The sequence below is a fragment of the Candidatus Enterococcus huntleyi genome (assembly GCF_009933175.1).
Lineage (GTDB): Bacteria > Bacillota > Bacilli > Lactobacillales > Enterococcaceae > Enterococcus_K > Enterococcus_K huntleyi.
Map to the genome: position 1 here is coordinate 1 of NZ_MAEJ01000009.1, position 14,709 is coordinate 14,709.

The 14,709-nt window shown below is 38.2% G+C and carries 9 protein-coding genes; all 9 read right to left on the reverse strand.

Annotated elements, in window-relative coordinates; genetic code table 11:
- Positions 1-809: 809 nt before the first annotated feature.
- The 9 genes from typA to pdhA all read right to left on the reverse strand — a co-directional run bounded on the left by typA (position 810) and on the right by pdhA (position 14,486).
- Positions 810-2,648, reverse strand: coding sequence for a translational GTPase TypA (gene typA / locus BAU15_RS06290; protein WP_161841890.1), 1,839 nt, complete (start codon positions 2,646-2,648; stop codon positions 810-812).
- A gap of 184 nt (positions 2,649-2,832) precedes the next feature.
- Positions 2,833-3,591 (reverse strand): inositol monophosphatase family protein, encoded by a 759-nt coding sequence (locus BAU15_RS06295; RefSeq protein WP_161841891.1) that lies wholly within the window; start codon positions 3,589-3,591, stop codon positions 2,833-2,835.
- Positions 3,592-3,596: 5 nt separating this feature from the next.
- Positions 3,597-3,872: a UPF0223 family protein gene (locus tag BAU15_RS06300; protein WP_161841892.1), complete on the reverse strand. Its 276-nt coding sequence runs from the start codon at positions 3,870-3,872 to the stop codon at positions 3,597-3,599.
- Positions 3,873-5,347: 1,475 nt separating this feature from the next.
- Positions 5,348-7,612 carry an excinuclease ABC subunit UvrA gene (locus BAU15_RS06305; RefSeq protein ID WP_272927914.1) on the reverse strand — a complete coding sequence of 755 codons (2,265 nt, stop codon included), beginning with the start codon at positions 7,610-7,612 and terminating at the stop codon, positions 5,348-5,350.
- 77 nt (positions 7,613-7,689) lie between these two features.
- Positions 7,690-8,502, reverse strand: coding sequence for a MerR family transcriptional regulator (locus BAU15_RS06310; protein WP_161841893.1), 813 nt, complete (start codon positions 8,500-8,502; stop codon positions 7,690-7,692).
- A gap of 802 nt (positions 8,503-9,304) precedes the next feature.
- Complete coding sequence (lpdA, locus tag BAU15_RS06315) at positions 9,305-10,711, reverse strand: dihydrolipoyl dehydrogenase (RefSeq protein WP_161841894.1); 1,407 nt, start codon at positions 10,709-10,711, stop codon at positions 9,305-9,307.
- A gap of 7 nt (positions 10,712-10,718) precedes the next feature.
- Complete coding sequence (locus BAU15_RS06320; protein WP_161841895.1) at positions 10,719-12,368, reverse strand: dihydrolipoyllysine-residue acetyltransferase; 1,650 nt, start codon at positions 12,366-12,368, stop codon at positions 10,719-10,721.
- A 28-nt stretch (positions 12,369-12,396) separates the two neighbouring features.
- Entirely contained in the window at positions 12,397-13,374 is a 978-nt protein-coding gene (locus BAU15_RS06325) for an alpha-ketoacid dehydrogenase subunit beta (protein WP_161841896.1), read from the reverse strand.
- A 2-nt stretch (positions 13,375-13,376) separates the two neighbouring features.
- Positions 13,377-14,486 (reverse strand): pyruvate dehydrogenase (acetyl-transferring) E1 component subunit alpha, encoded by a 1,110-nt coding sequence (gene pdhA / locus BAU15_RS06330; RefSeq protein ID WP_161841897.1) that lies wholly within the window; start codon positions 14,484-14,486, stop codon positions 13,377-13,379.
- Positions 14,487-14,709: the final 223 nt, after the last annotated feature.

The window sequence follows — 14,709 nt, forward strand, 5'->3', positions numbered from 1 at the left end:
CTATTGACGGGGTGCACACCAATTCTTGTCATTTGCCACTCTTCTAAAAATCTCGAAAACTGTGCGAATAGACACTAGTGGGAAAAAATCCCAAAATCTCTAATTATCAACACATTATGAAAAATTAAAAAAAGCGATTTGTTATTGCCAGTCCTGCTTACCAAGTTTCACAGTAGCAGGATGGTAGGCGTTGAGCTATCATGTGAACTGGAACAGTTCACTTCATTTGAAAGCTCTTAGCTGCCAGTCCTGCTTACCAAGTTTTACAGTAGCAGGATGGTAGGCGTTGAGCAATCTTGTAAACTGGAACAGTTTGCTTCATTTAAAAGCTCCTAGCTGCCAGTTCCACTTATATAAGTACACTAGTGGGATGGTAGGCGTTGAGCGATCATGTGAACTGGAACAGTTCACTTCATTTGAAAGCTCTTAGCTGTCAGTCCTGCTTACCAAGTTTCACAGTAGCAGGATGGCAGGCGTAGAGTAATCTCGTAAACTGAAACAGTTTGCTTCGTTTAAAAGCTCTTAGCTGCCAGTCCTGATTACCAAGTTTCACAGTAGCAGGATGGTAGGCGTTGAGCAATCTTGTAAACTGGGACAGTTTGTTTCATTTAAAAGCTCCTAGCTGCCAGTCCCACTTTTATAAGTACACTAGTGGGATGGTAGGCGTTGAGCAATTTTGTGAACTGTTCCAGTTCACAAGATCGCTTTTTAGCACGCACAATAGTTATACTTTCTTTAATATAAAAAAAGAGAGCAGGATTTCCCCTACTCTCCATTCTTGATTCTATACTAAACAGTATTAGCTGATTTTATTCAACTACTTTTTTCTTTTTAGAAGATTTTTCACGTTCACTCTTATTCAGAATTTGTTTACGTAAACGGATGCTTTCTGGTGTTACTTCACAATATTCATCATCATTCAAGAATTCTAATGATTCTTCTAAAGTTAATTTTTTCGGTTTTTTAATTACTGACGTTTGGTCTTTATTAGCAGAACGCACGTTAGTCATTTGTTTAGCTTTAGTAATATTAACGGTTAAATCGTTGTCACGATTGTTTTCACCGATAATCATACCTTCGTAAACATCAGTTGTTGGTTCTACAAAGACTGTTCCACGTTCTTCAATACTCATGATTGAGTAAGTAGTCGCTTTACCAGTATCGATTGATACCAACGCACCTTGATGACGTCCGCCGATTTGACCTTTAATCATTGGTAGATATTGATCAAATGTGTGGTGCATAATGCCGTAACCACGAGTCATAGATAAGAATTCAGTTGTATAACCGATTAATCCACGAGCAGGTGCTAAGAAAATCAAACGAATTTGACCATTTCCTGTATGGATCATATCTTGCATTTCACCTTTACGTAGGCTTAATGACTCGATTACACTACCCATATATTCTTCAGGTGTGTCAATTTGAACACGTTCAAACGGTTCACATTTAACGCCTTCGATCATACGTTCAATTACTTCAGGACGTGATACTTGTAATTCAAAGCCTTCACGACGCATGTTTTCAATCAGGATAGATAAATGAAGTTCCCCACGACCAGAAACAGTCCAAGCATCAGGTGAATCTGTTGGTTCGATATTAAGAGAAACGTCTGTTTGCAATTCTGCCATTAAACGTTCTTCGATTTTACGAGCTGTAACAAATTTTCCTTCGCGACCAGCAAATGGTGAATTATTTACTAAGAAAGTCATTTGTAAAGTAGGTTCGTCAATATGCAGAATTGGTAATGCATCTTGGTGGTCAAACGGTGTAACTGTTTCCCCAACGAAGATATCTTCCATACCAGATACGGCAATCAAATCACCAGCTTTAGCTTCTTGGATTTCTAAACGTTTTAAACCAAAGAAACCGAACAATTTAGTGACACGGAATTTTTTAACTGTGCCATCTAATTTCATTAGTGCAACGTTATCGCCAACTTTAACAGATCCTCTAAAGATCCGGCCAATTCCGATACGTCCAACGTAATCATTGTAATCAAGTAAAGAGACTTGGAATTGCAAAGGCTCGTCACTGTTATCAACAGGCGCTGGAATGTGTTCAAGAATTGTATCAAAGACAGGTGCCATACTTGCTTGTTGGTCATCTGGATTATCAGATAAACTTGATGTTCCATTCAAAGCTGAAGCATAGATAACTGGGAAATCTAATTGATCGTCATCTGCTCCTAATTCGATGAATAATTCTAAAACTTCATCAACTACGTGTTCTGGACGTGCTGATGGTTTGTCAATTTTATTTACAACAACAATCGGTGTAAGATGTTGTTCTAAGGCTTTTTTCAATACAAAACGTGTTTGTGGCATTGTTCCTTCGTAAGCATCTACGACTAAAAGAACCCCATCAACCATTTTCATGATACGTTCAACTTCACCACCGAAGTCCGCGTGTCCTGGTGTATCCATGATATTAATACGGGTTGTTTTATAATCAACCGCAGTATTTTTGGCTAAGATCGTAATTCCACGTTCTTTTTCGATTGCATTTGAGTCCATTGCACGTTCTTGTAATTGTGTATGACCATCTAATGTATCAGACTGTTTTAATAATTCATCTACCAAGGTTGTTTTTCCATGATCGACGTGGGCAATAATTGCTACGTTACGGATATCATCTCTATATTTCAATGTAAATTAACTCCTTTTTTCTTCCCGAATGTGACAAGGCATTTGACTCGACTGTTTATTATAACAAAATTCTTTCATGAAATATAGTAAAAAGTTTTCAAAATTGCAGAAAATCTTAAATTTAGCAATATTTTTGTGAAAAAAGAGCTATTTTTTTGATTAACCAAAGAATTTTCTCATCAAATTATAGCATTCCTATCATTTGACTGTAGGCTTTTGGTGTACCCGCCACGAAATGTTCTCTTCCATTGAACGATAACGATTGTCCGTCTATACGACTATAGCGAAAATCAAAAGCATCTAAAATCGCACAACCAGCCGCATAATCCCATGGACTCAAATTTGTTAGATAAGCAACTCTTGCCCCTTTTATAACAGCAATCAACTCAATCCCAGCGCAACCACTCATACGCACACCCATGCTCCGTTTGCCGATTGCTTGGGCTTGATAATGATTATGCAGATACATATGGGCATTCATGCCAATCAGCCCCTCTGTCAAAGCCTTGTCTTCAGGCCGCTCAAGCTGTTTCTCATTACAAAAGACGCCATATCCACGTCCTCCCCAGTATAATTCATCTTGCATGACATTATAGATGAAGCCTAATTTAGAACGCCCTTCTTCATACAATCCAACCATAATACAAAAGTTTTCTTTTTCTAAAACAAAGTTTAAAGTTCCATCAATAGGGTCAATTACAAAAACTTCTCCACTCATGGATGTTAGTTCATTATAGCCATTTTCTTCAGCTAAAATTTTAGCTTCTGGATAATTCTGGTGGACTTTATCGATTAAAAAATTCTGGATTTCGCGATCCATATTGGTAACTAGATCCGTCCGACTACTCTTTTCGTCAATTGAAAGCTCTGCACTTAGACTAGATTTAATTTTATCGCCAGCCTGATAGAGCCACTGTTTAATTTCTTGGATTTGTTGGTCCATTAAGCTCACCCTTTCATCTTTAAGCGTCCAGATTTTAAATTTTTGGCCTCTTGAACTGTTCGGTACAACGAATAGCCAGAAACTTTTTCAAACTCTTTACCTAAGCGTTTCTCTTCTCCGATACTCTTCACCACTTCTTTAAATCGCTTATAAGTTTGCATGAATGCTTCAACTGAAATTCCTTGCTCATTAGCCGCCTCTAAATCCGACCACATATTCATCACAACCACCATTTCATCTGTGGTCCAATCTAAGTCTATTGGGTACTGATAATCTGACATTTTTAATGCTCCTCTTCTAGCTATTTCTTCCTTCTCATTGTAACATATTGGAAGCCAGCTGTTTCTATCAAATAACTTAACCATGTTGTTAGAGAAATTCACTAAATAAGTTGAGCGAGTATTTTAAATGGTAGAAAATTAGCGCATTAAGTCGCGGAGGTAAAATAAATAAAAAATGTCTCGAGAGTACCTCAGATTTCACTCGTCAATCAGCCAATCATTTAGGCTACTAACTGAATGAATAATCTCTAATAAGCTAGGCAAACCTATTAATCATTATTATCACCGTTGTCTGTTTTTGGAAACCTTAATCCGTTATTTAAAATAAGAAAAATAGCGATAAAGGACTGTAAATCACCTACTTTTTAAAGACTTGTGGCTAGTTGCGTATCATTTCGGGGAAATATCGAGGTAAAAATGCTAGTTTAGAGGGCAAAACTCACTAGGTAAAGGTTTTCTGATTTTTTGGACTTTGCTAAATTATGGAAAAACACCGCAACTAGCCACAACTTTGAAAAAACGCGAAAAACCGCAATTTCCAGCAAAACGTGAATTTAACTCAGATGTTTTTTATAAAGATCGTCCGTAGAATCCTGAGTTTGCAACGTTTATAGCTCTTATAATTTCCAACCCTATCATCTAATAGGTAGTAAACCAGCAAACTTGTGGCTAGTTGCGCACCTTTCAGGGAAAATATCGACGTGAAAATGCTACTTTTAAAAGAAAAATCCATTGTTCAGTGGCTTTTTGCTAATTACAGATCTTTTAAAAAACGCGAAAACAGCGCAACTAGCCACAACTTTGAAAAAAGCAGAAACTATCAAGCAAACGACTCTATGTAAAATAAATAGAATAATTGATTTGTTATTGCCAGTTGCCAGTTCTGCTAACCAAGTTTCGCAGTAGCAGAATGGTATGCGTAGGGCAATTCCGAAAAATGGTACATTTTTCCACCGCTCTGCGCCCTTAGCGCCAGACTCGTTTATACAGAAGATATAGTTGCAAGCTCTATTAGTATCTGCAATTCTAATATAAGTCCATTAATCGAATGGCATTCGTAGAGCAATCTTGTGAATTGGAACAATTCACCTCATTTAGATGCTCTTAGCTGCTCAACACTATAGTTGGAAATCCATCTAGCAAGAATGGTATTCGTAGGACAATAAAAGAAAATGGAACATTTTCATTCCTTATCCGTCCCTAGCTGCCAAACTCGTTCACACAGGAATATTTAGTTCCCCAATCAGTATACTTAGCTATTCATACTATCCATATCTAAAAAAACAACTTCACCTTATACCATTTCTGCTCTATCTCATCTAAAACCAGGTAACTAAAATAGACAACCTACTGTACAAATAAATTCAGCAGGTTGCTTATCCTTAACTACTCAAGGAATAGTTTACTTGTGATTTTTCCGTGCTCAGTTGATAAATCGACTTTTTCGCTCAGATATTAGCTCCTATTATCTCTTATCAATAGAGATATTTATTCTCTTCCTGAACACTCCTTCTCAAGCATTCTGCCGTGATTGTTTGGGCATTTTCAAACATGTCATAAGGTACCCCTTCAAAAACTAGATGACCACCAAATTTACCGCCATCTGGTCCTATGTCAATAATCCAATCCGCTTGTTTAACTACCTCTAAATTATGCTCAATCACAATAATTGAATTTCCATTATCGACTAGTTTGTTCAATAGCTTCATTAGTTTACGTACATCTGATAAATGCAGACCCGTTGTCGGTTCATCTAAAATAATTACGCTATTTTTCTGCTTAATTTTTTGAGCTAACTTTACTCTTTGACGCTCACCACCAGATAATGTACTTAATGGTTGCCCTAGAGAAAGATAGTTTAGTCCAACCTCTTTCAGTGTCTCTAACTTGCTAATTATTTTTTGATTCTCAAAAAAGTGTAGAGCCTCATCCACAGTTAGATTCAATACATCTACAATACTGTGTCCTTTTACTTGATGCTTGATCGCTTCGCTGCTATAACGAGAGCCTTTACAAGTTTCACAAGTAGTGATTACTGGATCCATAAAAACAAGTTCGGTCACTATCACACCTTTTCCACCACAGATTTCACAGGCACCTTTAGAATTAAAACTGAATAAGGCAGGATCCTGTTTTGTTTCATCAGCAAATAGTTTACGTATCGGATCAAAAAAATTCAGAAATGTTGCTGCTGTAGATCGACTTGATGCTGTTATTGGCTTCTGATCAATTCTACTTATTTTATCTTGATTTGCATTGTATAGACAATCCGTAATCAATGAGCTTTTCCCAGAGCCAGCTACACCAGTAACAGCGACCAAAATCCCTAGTGGGATATTGACACTTAAGTGTTTCAAATTATGCGTCGCTGCATCAACTATTGGAAGCACCCCGTTTGCTTTCCTAACATTTTTTTTAATCCCCACAACTTGCTTCATAAAATCACCAGTAAGCGTTCCTGATTCGAGTAGTGCTTCATAACTTCCCTGAAAAACTATTTGACCGCCAAATCGTCCTGCTTTTGGACCCACATCAATAATTTCATCAGCGATTGAGATCACATCTTTATCGTGCTCTATGACAAGTATCGTGTTGCCTTTGTCTCTAAGCTCCAGTAGTAGCTTATTAATCTTACTGACATCTCGCGGATGCATACCTGTACTCGGTTCATCAAATATATAGGTCATATCCGTTAATGTACTACCTAAATGCTTCACTAGTTTCACTCTTTGCGCCTCTCCACCTGATAACGTTGAGGTCTGTCGATTTAAACTAATGTAAGGCAACCCAATGTCAATCAACTTTTGCAACTGGCCAGATAAGTCACTAATTAAGGAAGAAACATTATTATTTTTAATAGAAGAAATCACTTCATGGAGTTCTGAGATTTCCATGCTCGCCATATCAGCTATCGAGTAATCTAAAATTTTAGAAGCTATTGCTGCCTCGTTTAAACGCATGCCTTTACATGCGGGGCATTCTACAGTTGAAAGAATTTTTTTGCTTTTTTCTTGTGTGCTTTTACTTAATTGTGATACGTCTCTATTAAGATAGGACTTTGAAAATTTATTATATAAACCTTCAACCTTAGGATGTTTCCTGTCCCCTACTTTTTCAGTTGATCCATAAAGTAATAAATTATATTCTTCATTCGTGTATTGATCAATCCTCTTATTGTTATCAAACAGACCTGATTCCACATATACTTTCCAGTACCATGAACCAATAGCATACGATGAGTCTAAAATTGCCCCCTCATTTAAAGACTTCCTTTTATCTAACAATAAGTCCATATCTATATCTGTGATGTTTCCAAGACCAGAGCAGGTACGACACATTCCTTTAGGATCATTAAATGAGAAGCACGATGCACTTTCTAATAAAGGAAAGCCAATCCGAGCGTACAATAATCTTAAACTCGTATACAGGTCACTAATTGTACCTACCGTTGAACGAACATTTCCCCCTAAAGAAGTTTGATCTATAATTACAACCGGTGTTAAGTTGTCAATCGCATCTACTTTAGGTCGTGCTTTTTGAGGAAGCTTAGCTCTAATAAATGTCGGATAGGTTTCATTCATTTGCCTTTGCGCCTCTGTTCCAATCGCATCAAAAACAAGCGTCGACTTACCCGACCCCGAAACACCTGTAAAGACTGTTAATTTTCTCTTCTCAACAGTCAAAGAAACGTTTTGAATATTATGCTCTGACAGATTTTTAATTTCAATTTTCTCTTTCAATCCCACACCCATCCTCTTCAAAATAGTCACCATCTACATGGTCAGTTTCTATTTTAAGGTGTGACATTATGTCAAGGTCAAGCAGTAATCTCAAACTGCAACTCTACCACATAATTATCTGTATTCGTTTCATTATGAGGACCTAATTCATAGACATGCCTGCTCTTCCCAGTCATGCTGTAGCGTTCATTATTCTGTAACCAACGCAAAAAATCACAATATGCTTCCTCAATATTATCTAAACTGCCATAGACACTTTTACACGCAATCAGATTTGTGTTAGTCAGATGTTTCATTTTGATAGTCTCTGTTGTAGGAATCAATTCTAGCGCATTTTTAGGTAAGACCTCGACACAAACCTCTATCTCTTTCTTATTCCGCTCAACAATTGAAAAACGATTCGTATGATTGATTTCAATTTTATTTTCTTCGATAAAATTGTTTAACGTGAGCCACAATTCATCCTCATCCTGATAATTTCTAACCTTATTTTTATAAGTGATAACTGACGTTGGTGCCAAGTTTTTTATTTTAAAAAAATGATTTTGTTCATTCTTTACAGCCTGCATATTTTCAATATAAATATCTGCTTTAGTTATCTCGTTCTCTCGGTCTTTAATTTCACGCTTCAAAAATTCTTGCTTATTTCTTATTTCAACAATTAATTCATTTTCTGGATAAGCCAGTAATTGTTTTACTTCAGGAAAACTAAAACCTAAATTTCTTAAAAATGAAATTTTTTCTAATTTTAAAATATCATTATCTGAATAATATCTATAATTTGTTCGTTCATCTACTTCATAAGGAGTAAACAAGCCCAATTTTTCATAATAACGCAACATTCTTTTAGAGATTTTTGTCATTTTAGAGAGTTCACTAATTAAGTACATCCACAGTCAGCTCCTTTTCTACACTAAACTATTCTACCAAGCACCATCCACTGATTAATTTACCTATACTTTACCACAAATAGTTCTATTCTATGTAGCTGATTCTGCCAGTTCTGCTAACCAAGTTTCCGGATGCGTAGAGCTATCCTGAAAAGTTCATTACCTTTTAAAAGCAAAACACGGCCAAACTTACTCAGTAGAAAAACATTGATTTTCTACTTCATTTTACTCTGCAATCAGCAAATTAGTTAGAATGCTAAATTTTAATACAGCTCCTAATACTCTCAATATACTTACACGTTGAATTCGATATGTACTCTTTATATTTTATTATGTTTCTAAACATTCCTACATCGGTAAAAACAGCGTCTCATGACGAAATCAGAATTGCTAGTAACAAAAATGCTTAGTTTGTACATAAAATGCAATACAGATTTCTTATTATTAGACTCATAGACATGTCCGAAGAAGTTATCTATTAGCTGTTTTATATTAGTAAAAATAATAGCTAGCACATCTAGCAGTAGGGATTCCTGTAATTAAAAAATTCTGCAGTCCCTAGAGGGGAATCATGAATTACTGGCTGTTGCTCCTGTTTTTTACAGCTAGTTTGAACTGATTTAGCAATGAGATCAACGCACTTTGTTGAGCTGCTTGCGACCAGACTGCGAACTTTTTTGATGAAAGGAATCCCGGATGCGACACATAGTTTCATACATAAAAAAAGCGGTACTATTCTTGAGCCCACAACAAAAAGCCGAGCATGGCGGCTCGGCTTTTCTTGTGTGACAAAATAATGCTATTAAATGTGAATTGGCAAACCTAATGCCAATTCAGAAGCATCCATAGTAATTTCTCCAAGAGATGGATGAGGGTGAATTGTTAACGCAATATCTTCAGCATTCATGCCAGATTCAATTGCTAGAGATAATTCAGAGATCATGTCGCTGGCACCAACGCCACCGATTTGCGCACCAATTACAACGTTGTCGCCAACCGTTGTTACTAAGCGCAAGAATCCTTCTGTTTTACCTAATGAAATCGCACGGCCGTTCCCACCGAATGGGAATTTGAAGGCTTTCGCTTCAAGTCCAGCTTCTTTAGCTTCAGCAATAGTCATCCCAACACTTGCTAATTCAGGATCAGTAAAGGCTACAGCTGGCATAGCTTTGTAGTCAACTGCGACTTTCTTGCCAGAAATTGCTTCTGCCGCAATCTTCGCTTCGTAGCTTGCTTTATGTGCTAAAGCAGCACCAGGTACGATATCACCAATCGCAAAAATATTTTTAACGTTTGTACGTCCTTGGTTATCGACTGGAATCAAGCCACGTTCGCCAACTTCAACGCCTGCTTGTTCTAAACCTAAATCGTCTGTATTTGGACGACGACCAACAGTCACCATCACATAATCCGCTTCGACAGATTCTTCTTTGCCGTTTACTTCATATTTAACTGTTACGCTATCTCCATTGTCGACAGCTTCTTTAGCCATCGCAGAAGTTACGACAGTTACGTTTTTCTTCTTGAAATCATCTAAGACAAGTTTAACCATGTCTTTTTCATACGTTGGTAAAATTGATGGACTACCTTCTAAAATAGTTACTTCAGCACCAAGGTTCGCATACGCGCCCCCTAGTTCAGCGCCAATAACACCGCCACCGATAATAACAAATTTCTTCGGTACTTCTTTCAAGTTTAAGCCGCCTGTTGAATCAAGTACACGTCCACCAAATTTGAATCCTGGGATTTCAATCGGACGAGAACCTGTTGCAACAATCGCATTGTTGAATGAATACGTTTGTGCTGAATCCGGATGGATGACACGTAATGTATTTTCATCAACGAAGAAAGCTTCCCCTTCAATCACTTCAATTTTGTGTTTTTTCAGTAACATGCTGACACCTGAAGTTAATTTTGGTACAACTTTTGTATCTTTCCACTCTTGTGTTTTTGTAAAATCAAGTTCAACACCTTTGGCAGTTACACCAAATAATGTAGAGTCTAATGATTCTTGGTAATGATGGCCTGCTGAAATTAAGGCTTTTGAAGGAATACAACCAACGTTTAAACAAACGCCGCCGATATATTCACGTTCAATAACCGCTACTTTTTGGCCCATTTCAGCCGCGCGGATGGCAGCTACATAGCCGCCAGGTCCCGCACCAATTACTACTGTATCTAATTCAATGGCGAAATCTCCTACTACCATTTGTCAATCATCCTTCCATCAATAATAATTCTGGGTCTGCTAAAAGACGTTTAATGTTGTTCATTGCTTTTTGGGCAGTTGCGCCATCAACGATACGATGGTCGAAGCTTAATGAAAGTTTCATCACGCGACCAACAACAATTTCACCCTCTGCATTAACAACTGGTTGTTGTGCAATCGTACCGACACCTAAAATAGCTACTTCAGGGTAGTTAATGACTGGTGTGAACCAACCACCACCGACAGAACCGATATTACTGATTGTGATTGAGCCATCGCGCATATCTTGAGCAGATAATTTACCTTCAATTGCTTGCGCTGCTTTTTCATTAATTTCATCAGCAATTGTAAACATACTCTTCGTATTTGCATCTTTAATATTTGGTACATATAAACCATGATCCGTATCTGTTGCAATACCAATATTAAAGTAGTTTTTGTAGACAATCTCTTGTGCTTTATCATCGATTGAAGCATTCAAGATTGGGAATTTTTGAACTGTTGCTGTTAAAGCTTTAACAACATATGGTAAGAACGTTAATTTTGTGCCATTTTCAGCGGCAACATCTTTAAATTTCTTACGGTGATCCCAAAGTTTAGAAACTTCAACATCATCATGTAATGTAACATGAGGTGCAGTGTGCTTGCTATTAACCATCGCTTTAGCAATTGCTTTACGCGTTGGTGTCATTGCTTCACGTGTTTCTAATTCGCCAAGGTTAGATTTGAAGGCTTTTGCAGGAGCTGGTGCTGCTGCTGGCGCTTCATTAGTTGTTGTAGTTGTTGCTGGTGCAGCTTCATTTGTAGCTGCTGCGGCTGGTGCTTGACCACCACCGGCTAAGAAGCTATCGATATCAGCTTTGACCACACGGCCACCGTTTCCAGTAGGTGCTACTTGTGTAATATCAACGTCTTTTTCACGTGCATATTGACGGACTGAAGGCATTGCTAAAACACGTTTGTTTGGATCTGCTGCGGCAACAACTCCAGTATTTCCACTTGCTACAGGAGCTGCAGCTGTTGGAGCTGGCGCTGCGTCAGTTGCAGGTGCTGCTGGTGCAACGGCTGCATCATTGTGACCAGGTGCATCGATTTCCACTAAGACATCGCCAACATTTGCGACTGTCCCTTCTGGAACAACGATTGTTTTAACAGTCCCAGTCACAGGAGATGGAATTTCTTCCACTGATTTATCGTTTTGTACTTCTAATAATGTATCATCTTCGTTAATTGTATCGCCGGCTTTAACAAACCATTTAACGATTTCACCTTCAGCAATTCCTTCACCAATATCTGGTAATTTGAATTGGAAGACGCCTCCGCCACCTGCTGCAGGAGCGGCTGGAGCTGCGGCTTCAGTTGGAGCAGCAGGCGCAGCTGGTGCTTCTGCTGTAGGTGCTGCATCGTTTCCTTCATGTCCAGGTGCGTCGATTTCGACTAGGACGTCGCCAACATTAGCGACTGTCCCTTCTGGAACCACGATTGATTTAACTGTTCCGGTTACAGGAGAAGGAATTTCTTCTACTGATTTATCGTTTTGAACTTCTAATAATGTATCATCTTCATTGATGGTGTCGCCTGGTTGTACAAACCATTTGACGATCTCGCCTTCCGCGATTCCTTCACCAATATCTGGTAATTTAAATTGAAATGGCATCGTTTTTCTTCCCTTCTTAAATTAATCCTTAGAATGTTGCAATTTCTTTCGCTTTTGCTTCGATATCAGAAGCATTTGGTAACCAAGTATTTTCTGCTTGACCAAATGGGAAGACTGTATCAGGAGCTGACACGCGGCCAATTGGTGCTTCTAACGAAAGTACTGCGCGTTCAGAGATTTCAGAAACTACTTGAGCGCCGACACCTGCTTGTTTTTGTGCTTCTTGAACCACAACTACGCGGCCTGTTTTTTCAACTGATTTGATAATTGTTTCAATATCTAAAGGAGCGACTGTACGTAAGTCGATAATTTCAGCTGAGATATTTTCTTTCGCTAAGTTATCAGCTGCTTTGACAGCTTCACGAACCATTGCACCATAAGTGATGATAGAAACGTCTGTTCCTTCACGAGTCACAGCTGCTTTATCTAAAGGCACTTCATATGCTTCATCTGGCACTTCCTCACGGAAAGAACGATACAATTTCATGTGCTCTAAGAAGACCACTGGATCGTTACTTCTAATAGAAGAAATTAATAAACCTTTTGCATCATATGGGTTTGAAGGAATAACCACACGTAAACCTGGTGATTGAGCCATCAAGCCTTCTAAGTTATCTGAGTGAAGTTCTGGTGTATGCACCCCACCACCAAATGGTGAACGGATAGTGATTGGCATGTTTCTAGTGCCACCCATACGGTAACGTGTACGAGCCATTTGTCCAACAACTTCATCCATTACTTCAAATACGAATCCAAAGAATTGGATTTCTGGAACTGGACGGTAGCCTTCTAGTGCTAAACCAAAAGCCAATCCACCGATTCCTGATTCTGCTAAAGGTGTATCGAATACACGATCTTCCCCAAATTTTTCTTGTAAACCTTCTGTTGCACGGAATACCCCACCGTTTTTACCAACGTCTTCACCAAAGATTAGGACGTTTTCATCGTTCTCTAATTCAAGAGCTAAGGCATCAGTGATAGCCTGAATCATTGTTTTTTGTGCCATGATTATTTCGACTCCTTCGCTTCATAGAATGCAATTTGCTCTTTAATCGCTTGTGGTTGTACTTCAAACATATTTTTCAAGAAATCTGAAACTTTTTGTTTAGGTACACGGTCAGCTTCGGCAATTGCTGTTTTAATTTCTTCTTTAGTTTGTTCAATAACTGCTTCTTCTTTTTCTTCAGACCATAGTCCTTTTGCTTCCAAGTATTTACGGAAACGAACTAATGGATCTTTTTGTTGCCATTCGTTATCCATATCTTTCGAACGGTAACGAGTTGGATCATCCCCTGAAAGTGTATGTGGACCATAACGATAAGTTAATGTTTCAATTAAGACAGGGCCATTACCATTTGCTGCCCATTCACGTGCTTTTTTAGAAACTGTATAAACTGCTAATGGATCCATACCATCAACTTGGATCCCTGGAATCCCAGCTGACACAGCTTTTTGTGCTAATGTTTTAGCAGCTGTTTGTTTTTCACGCGGTGTTGAAATCGCGAAACCATTATTTTGAATAAAGAATACGCCATTTGCTTTGTAAGCTCCGGCAAAGTTGATTGCTTCATAAAAATCACCTTGCGATGAACCACCATCACCTGTATAAGTAAACACAACATTTTTCTTGTTACGTTTCTTCATACCTAAAGCAACACCTGCTGCTTGGATGTACTGTGCACCGATAATGATTTGTGGTGGCAACGCTTTTAAATCTTCTGCATAATAGTTCCCTGCAGCATGACCACGTGACCATAGGAAAGCTTCTGTTAAAGGTAAGCCATGTTGTACTAATTGAGGCACATCACGATACCCTGGTAATAAGTAATCTTCTTTTTCCATAGCAAATTGACTTGCTAGTTGACTTGCTTCTTGTCCAGCTGTTGGTGCGAAGAAGCCTAGACGTCCTTGACGGTTCAAAGCTGTTGAACGTTGGTCAAGTACTCGTGACCAAACCATGCGAGTCATTAGTTCAACTAATTCCTCATCTGATAAATCTGGTACTAACTCAGGATTTACTACGTTCCCATCAATATCAAGTGCTTGATATGTTGGAAATTCTGCGTTGATTTCGTCTAATAGTAGGTTGAAATCAAGTGGTTTTTGTTTCTCTGCCATTTTGTCACACATTCCTCTCTATAATAGAACTTTTTTTCCTTTGCGGTTGAAACAGATACTCAAACTGTATCATAATTCTCCCGGCTACATTTATAAATTATCATTTATCCAAAATAAACACAAATAATATGCCCGAGATTTGAAAATAAATATTTCAGCAGTAATCCAAGCAATGACAATATTAGTGAAGGTACTCACAAATAACGAAAGCGATTCACAGGTT

Excerpts from the sequence above, each read along its gene's own strand:
- BAU15_RS06295 (WP_161841891.1), bottom strand. The coding sequence starts at position 3,591 with ATGGACCAACAAATCCAAGAAATTAAACAGTGGCTCTATCAGGCTGGC.
- BAU15_RS06300 (WP_161841892.1), bottom strand. The coding sequence starts at position 3,872 with ATGTCAGATTATCAGTACCCAATAGACTTAGATTGGACCACAGATGAA.
- BAU15_RS06310 (WP_161841893.1), bottom strand. The coding sequence starts at position 8,502 with ATGTACTTAATTAGTGAACTCTCTAAAATGACAAAAATCTCTAAAAGA.
- lpdA (WP_161841894.1), bottom strand. The coding sequence starts at position 10,711 with ATGGTAGTAGGAGATTTCGCCATTGAATTAGATACAGTAGTAATTGGT.
- BAU15_RS06320 (WP_161841895.1), bottom strand. The coding sequence starts at position 12,368 with ATGCCATTTCAATTTAAATTACCAGATATTGGTGAAGGAATCGCGGAA.
- BAU15_RS06325 (WP_161841896.1), bottom strand. The coding sequence starts at position 13,374 with ATGGCACAAAAAACAATGATTCAGGCTATCACTGATGCCTTAGCTCTT.
- pdhA (WP_161841897.1), bottom strand. The coding sequence starts at position 14,486 with ATGGCAGAGAAACAAAAACCACTTGATTTCAACCTACTATTAGACGAA.